This window comes from Moorena sp. SIO4A1, assembly GCF_010672065.1.
Lineage (GTDB): Bacteria > Cyanobacteriota > Cyanobacteriia > Cyanobacteriales > Coleofasciculaceae > Moorena.
In genome coordinates this window covers 1-6,083 of the sequence record NZ_JAAHHX010000138.1, presented here as the reverse complement: position 1 = coordinate 6,083, position 6,083 = coordinate 1, and the positions used below count along the sequence as shown (strand labels likewise).

At 39.3% G+C, this 6,083-nt stretch carries 5 protein-coding genes and 1 pseudogene; 4 read left to right on the top strand and 2 right to left on the bottom strand.

The annotated features are described in order from the left end of the window. The 4 genes from F6K53_RS34795 to F6K53_RS34780 form a co-directional block, all read left to right on the top strand. A partial coding sequence (locus F6K53_RS34795) for an FAD-dependent oxidoreductase (protein ID WP_293083859.1) occupies positions 1 to 1,008 on the top strand: 1,008 nt, incomplete at its 5' end. A gap of 94 nt (positions 1,009 to 1,102) precedes the next feature. Continuing rightward, positions 1,103 to 1,987, top strand: a complete 885-nt coding sequence (locus F6K53_RS34790) for an ABC transporter permease (RefSeq protein ID WP_293019411.1) — start codon at positions 1,103 to 1,105, stop codon at positions 1,985 to 1,987. A 99-nt stretch (positions 1,988 to 2,086) separates the two neighbouring features. Continuing rightward, a complete protein-coding gene (locus F6K53_RS34785) occupies positions 2,087 to 2,974 on the top strand; it encodes an ROK family protein (protein ID WP_293019409.1) in 888 nt (295 codons plus the stop codon). Between the two features lie 249 nt (positions 2,975 to 3,223). After that, on the top strand, positions 3,224 to 3,706 hold the full coding sequence (locus F6K53_RS34780; RefSeq protein ID WP_293019407.1) for a Uma2 family endonuclease: 483 nt from the start codon (positions 3,224 to 3,226) through the stop codon (positions 3,704 to 3,706). A 4-nt stretch (positions 3,707 to 3,710) separates the two neighbouring features. On the opposite strand, the pseudogene F6K53_RS34775 reads toward F6K53_RS34780, so the two are convergent. Then, positions 3,711 to 4,709, bottom strand: a pseudogene (locus tag F6K53_RS34775) (IS630 family transposase). 633 nt (positions 4,710 to 5,342) lie between these two features. Beyond that, positions 5,343 to 5,612, bottom strand: coding sequence for a four helix bundle protein (locus tag F6K53_RS34770; protein ID WP_293030805.1), 270 nt, complete (start codon positions 5,610 to 5,612; stop codon positions 5,343 to 5,345). Between the last annotated feature and the right edge of the window lie 471 nt (positions 5,613 to 6,083).

Genomic DNA, 6,083 nt, shown 5'->3' with positions numbered 1-6,083 from the left:
GAAGCTCAGTACTGGAGTAATGGGATCTCAGCTTGTGCCATCTGTGATGGTGCATCTCCCCTTTTCAGTGGTAAGGAAGTGGCGGTAGTCGGGGGGGGTGACTCAGCGGCAGAGGAAGCTGTATATTTGACCAAGTATGGTTCCCATGTTCATATGCTAGTACGTCGGCATGAGATGCGAGCTAGCAAAACCATGCAAGACCGGGTGTTGAATAATCCCAAAATTACTATTCACTGGAATACTCAGCCAGTTGATGTGTTTGGAGACAATGGTTCGATGACTGGCGTAAGAGTCCAGGATACTGAAACTGGTGAGGAAAAGGATATTTCAGTTCGGGGGATGTTTTACGCTATTGGTCACACTCCTAACACATCCTTATTTAGAGGACAACTGGAGTTAGATCAGCTCGGTTACATTGTCACTAAATCCGGTTCGGTGGAAACCAGTGTCGAGGGAGTCTATGCTGTTGGTGATGTCCAAGACCATGAGTTCCGTCAAGCTATCACTGCGGCTGGAACAGGTTGTATGGGGGCTATGTTAGCAGAACGCTGGCTATCTGCCAATAACCTAATTCATGAGTATCATCAACAACCGGCATCAGAACAGCCAACGGCTGAAAAACCTGAAGAAACTGAAGAAAAACCAGTAGCTGAGACGGCGGAAACCTTTGATATTAATGAAACACGCCATCTGGGGGGCTATGCCTTGCGTAAACTGTTCCATGAAAGCGATCGCATAATCATGGTCAAGTATATTTCCCCCAGTTGTGGTCCTTGTAAAATTCTCAAGCCCATGCTGGATAAAGTAGTAGATGAGTATAATGGCAAAATTCACTTTGTCGAGATCGATATTGACCAAGACAGAGAAATAGCTGAAAATGCTCAAGTGGTGGGAACACCTACCGTACAGTTATTTAAGGACAAAGAGTTCCTAGCGGAATTTAAAGGAATTAAGCAAAAGAGTCAGTATCGTCAAGCCATTGAACGCTATTTACCAACTACTGTTTAAGAGATAGGCAAAAGGCGAAAGGCAAAAGGCAAAAGGTTCACAAGATTGTTTACCTGATCAGTATGATAAATGCTATCAGTATCAAGGATGAAGGATGACCTCAACCAAACAATCATTCCCCAGCTTTTTGTCTTTTACTAGAGGGCCTAGTCTATCCATCAAACTAATGGTAGCAGGACTAGTGATTACTGGGTGCTTTATTGTAGTAGCCATTTTCGCTCCCACCTTTCAAGCTTGGGGATGGCTACAAGACCCTACCCAGTCCCTCAGTAATCCCATTCATGAAGCACCGAGCTGGAATCACTGGTTTGGTACCTCTCGCCAGGGTTATGATGTTTTCTCTCGCACCTGGTTTGGCTCTCAAGCTGCTCTAAAAGTAGTCGTTCTCGCTACCACCCTCAGCCTGATCATTGGTGTCCCTTTGGGGTTAATCAGTGGTTATCTCGGTGGCAAACTCGATCGGGTATTACTGTTTTTAATGGATACGATCTATACCTTGCCAGGACTACTGCTATCGGTGACTCTGGCCTTTGTAGTCGGTAGAGGAGTCTTCAATGCTGCGATCGCATTAAGTATTTCCTATGTCCCCCAATACTATCGGGTAGTCCGGAATCACACCACTAGCGTCAAAACTGAATTGTTCATCGAAGCCGCTCAAGCCCTGGGGGCTTCCCCTGGTAGGATATTATCGCGCTATCTATTTCTGAATGTGATTCAAAGTGTACCAGTTCTATTTACCCTCAACGCCGCTGATGCGATTTTAATCTTGGGAGGACTGGGATTTTTAGGATTAGGATTGCCAGAACAAACCCCAGAGTGGGGTCATGACTTACGTCAAGCCCTCGATGCCTTACCAACTGGGATTTGGTGGACAGCGCTCTTCCCTGGTTTAGCCATGACACTGATGGTGGTAGGATTGTCCTTAGTAGGAGAAGGATTAAGCGAGTTGATTAATCCCCGATTTCGTCAGAAACATTGAAATTCAATAAAACCCTCTTGCATGCATGCCTCTTGCATGCATGCCTTTTGCCTTAAAATGCCTAAGGACAAATGACTCATGACAAATCACTAAGGACTAATGACTCAAGCCATAGGCATTGATTTAGGTGGCACTGCGATTAAGTTGGGACGCTTCCGTGAAGATGGAACCGAATTGGAGTCTCTAACAGTAGATACACCCCAACCAGCAACACCAACAGCGGTGATCGAAGCAATAGTAGCAGCAATCTCTCGTCTCGATACCAGGGAAGAAGTAATTGGTATCGGGGTTGGATGTCCTGGCCCTGCTGATGTTGCTGGAAGAATTGCTAAAGTTGCGATTAACCTAACGGATTGGCACGATGTTCCCCTAGCCGATCAGTTAGAAGCCAAAGTCGGTTATCCCACAGTTGTTGCTAATGATGCTAACTGTGCTGGTTTAGGAGAAGCTTGGTTAGGGGCTGGTCGTCGGTTTCGGAATTTGATTCTACTCACCCTAGGCACAGGGGTAGGAGGGGCAATCATTTTCGATGGTCAACTCTTCACAGGTCATCTCGGGTCTGCTGGGGAGTTGGGCTTAATTAATCTATATCCCGATGGTCCCGAGGGTAATAGTGGTAATCGGGGTTCTCTAGAGCAATACCTTTCCATTAGGGCAATCCGAAGCAACAGTGGCAAAGAACCAGCAGAACTTGGTAAATTAGCCCAAGAAGGAAACCAGGAAGCCTTAGAATTTTGGGCAGATTACGGACGCTTATTAGGGATTGGGCTAACTAGTCTTATTTATCCACTGACACCAGAAGCCATTATTATTGGTGGTGGTATAAGTGCTAGTGCCGAGTTTTTCTTGCCAACAACTCTAGCAGAAATAGAGCAACGAGTTTTGCCTTCCTCTCGTACTGGTTTAGAGTTACTTAAAGCAGAATTAGGGAATCGAGCTGGAATGGTGGGAGCAGCACGATTGGCTTGGCAAAAACACGTAAAATGAAGAATTTAGAATTAATAATTTAGAATTAAGAATTAAGAATGAAGAATTAAGAATTAAGAATTAAGAATTAAGAATTAAGAATGGAGAATTTAGAATTTAGGTTGAAGGTTGTTTTATGGAAAGGATAAATTAGTGCGTAGGGTGTGTTAGGGGCGGGCTTGCCCTAATTTTCTCAGTAGCCAGTTTTGGGACAGCCCGCCCCGTAACGCACCACCAGGTCTGCCCATACCCTATTGATTCCAAAAAACCATGATTGCCAGTCCACAGCGTTACCGGATGACTTCCCAAGAATACCTGGAGTGGGAACGGACTCAGGAGATTCGTTACGAGTATAGCGATGGGGAAGTCTTCGCCATGACCGGAGGCTCGAAACCTCACAACCGGATTGCTTTAAATTTGGCTAGTGATCTAAATACTCACCTACAAGACAGTAGCTGTGAGGTCTATATGGTAGATGTGAAGGTAAAAATATCTTCAGTTCGTTCCTACCACTACCCAGATGTAGTAGTAACTTGTGATTCCAGAGATCAAGAGTCTAACCAGTTTATTCAGTATCCCTGTCTGATTGTAGAAGTGCTCTCACCCTCTACAGAGGCATACGACCGGGGCAATAAGTTTGCTAAATACCGTAAGCTAAAAACCTTGCAGGAGTATGTTCTAATCCAGTCAGAGACAATAGGAGTAGAGTGTTTTAGACGTAATCAGCAAGGGTTTTGGGTACTTTATCCTTAAGCACCTAAACAAAATTAATTACATATTCTTCCCCAAAATTGTCAAGCACTTTTTTGAGATATTTAAGAAAGCTTTTCCAGTTTTCGTAAGCCTCAATTTCAATCCACTCATACTTAATAAATTTCCAGAAAATTTCAATTAAGTTGTGCTTGGGTGAGTAAGTAGGTTACCAAAATATATCTAAATTATTACCTTGCCATTCTTCTAATTTTTCTAGGATTTTATTGCTTGTGTGTATTGAAGCTTGGTCCATTACTACTACAGTTAATTTAGATAATTTTTTACTAAAATTATCTAAAAAATTAATCACGATTTCACTATCAATTGAACCCTGATGGATTTCGTAATCTAATTGATTTTCACATCCCATTAATCCGAGAACATTAATTCTTTTGCTTTGGGAACTATTAATAGTTATTCTTTTTAACTTTTCTTGCCATCCATAAGGAATATCTGGCTTCAAAGAGAATCCACTTTCATCTAAATATCTTAATTCAATTTATCCTTTTTTAGCTTGCTCTTTTAGCTCTTTTAGTCTGGGTATTTTTACGTCTAGTTCCCATTCATCAGGGGTTTTACTCGTTCCTCTCTTCATTCTTTTCCATTTCATGTTCAACTTTTTTATGGTTCTTTTTATAGTTTCCTTACTTACATCTATTTTCCACTCTTTATTGATTTTAATTTTAACTTTGTTTAGGCTTTTTGGTTCAGATTTTACCCACTCCTTTACTTGTTGCCTTTGCTCCTGATTTAACTTAGGTTTTCTGCCCCTACCTTTTTGATTGTATATTCCTATTATTTTTTGATATTCCCATTTAGTTAACCAGTTATATATAGTTTTTCGAGTAACTCCAAATAATGAACTTAATTCATTGATAGAAAACTTTTGATAACTCAACAATATACATTTAGCTCGGTCTCTCACTTGAGGATATTTACTTTGCCAACTTATTCTTTCCAACAGTTTTTTAGTTTCGGTATTTAATTCTCTAATGAATCTCATATAACTACCCATTTTCAGTGATTTTATCTAATTATATATTATTATGTCAAAAATAGGAATTAATTTTGTGCACCTGCTTATGAAAAAGGAGATAGCTTTATCCTCGAAAGTGTCAACTTTTCTCATAATGTATAATTTAGAATGTATAATTTAGAATGAAGAATGTATAATTTAGAATGAAGAATGTATAATTTAGAATGAAGAATGTATAATTTATAGCGTTTCTCATAGCTATGAGGGACAGAGATTTTGTTTGCTTATTACCTATTCCCTGTTCCCTGTTCCCTGTTCCCTGTTCCCTGTTCCCTGTTCCCTAAAACCCATAAATTTGTACCTCATCAGTTTTAGAATGGCTATAGAATTATTTTTGAGCCTTAGTGTTTTTAATAATTGCATAAATAATAGAAATTAATTCGTTAGATTCACAGGGTAAGCGCAAGAAAAAATTGCCCATAATGTGCATTGGCTGGATCTCGGTTGCTCGTGGCTCGAAACCCCTATAATCTCGTCGAACTGTACTCGCAATAGAGTTAATTTGTTGAGAATGACGTGGTTTTTTTCTCAATAAGCTACGGCTTATTGATTCTTGCGCTAACCCTGGTTAGATTCATTGAGTAAAGACAGCAATCTTGGTTATAGGTTTTTCTCGGTAGCGATTAATATTTTTAACCAATAATTTGTCTCTCTAGCTTCCTTGAGGGATATACTCATTTTATGAATAAAGTCTCGTTTACTTTCTGCATTTTGTGCTTCCTCAACATTTGCTCCAATACTTGTTCCACAGCGGATTAATTGTTTGCTTAAATCATATCCAGTCCCACCATTTTGTCTCAGAAATTTACAGAGATTGACTATTCTTACGCTAAAGTTTAGCGTTCTTTCTTGTATATCTTTTTTTCTCATTCATTTTTGACCATAGGTAATTTAATAATTTACTTTTATAGTGCTACGCGCAAGGCAGCTATGCTGAGGGCAGAAGACAGAAGTTGACTCTAACAAGGTTTTAGAGGTAAGAGTTGTCCTAACAAGTGCGTGCGTACTGCTATATCTTCTTCTATGCATAAATACATAAATATAAAAATGTCTTAATTCTTAATTCTTAATTCTTAATTCTTAATTCTTAATTCTTAATTCTTAATTCTTAATTCTTAATTCTTAATTCTTAATTCTTAATTCTTAATTCTTAATTCTTAATTCTCAATTCTTAATTCTTAATTCTTAATTCTCAATTCTTAATTCTTAATTCTTATCCCTCTTCTGTCACTCTCCGAATTCAATGATTAACAAATAAGTCAGATTATCCAGAATTAAAAAAGAATTGATATTGATTAATATCACTAATTAGCTGATTCAATCCCAGCAATAAGTTACTAT

Excerpts from the sequence above, each read along its gene's own strand:
- F6K53_RS34790 (WP_293019411.1), top strand. The coding sequence starts at position 1,103 with ATGACCTCAACCAAACAATCATTCCCCAGCTTTTTGTCTTTTACTAGA.
- F6K53_RS34785 (WP_293019409.1), top strand. The coding sequence starts at position 2,087 with ATGACTCAAGCCATAGGCATTGATTTAGGTGGCACTGCGATTAAGTTG.
- F6K53_RS34780 (WP_293019407.1), top strand. The coding sequence starts at position 3,224 with ATGATTGCCAGTCCACAGCGTTACCGGATGACTTCCCAAGAATACCTG.
- F6K53_RS34770 (WP_293030805.1), bottom strand. The coding sequence starts at position 5,612 with ATGAGAAAAAAAGATATACAAGAAAGAACGCTAAACTTTAGCGTAAGA.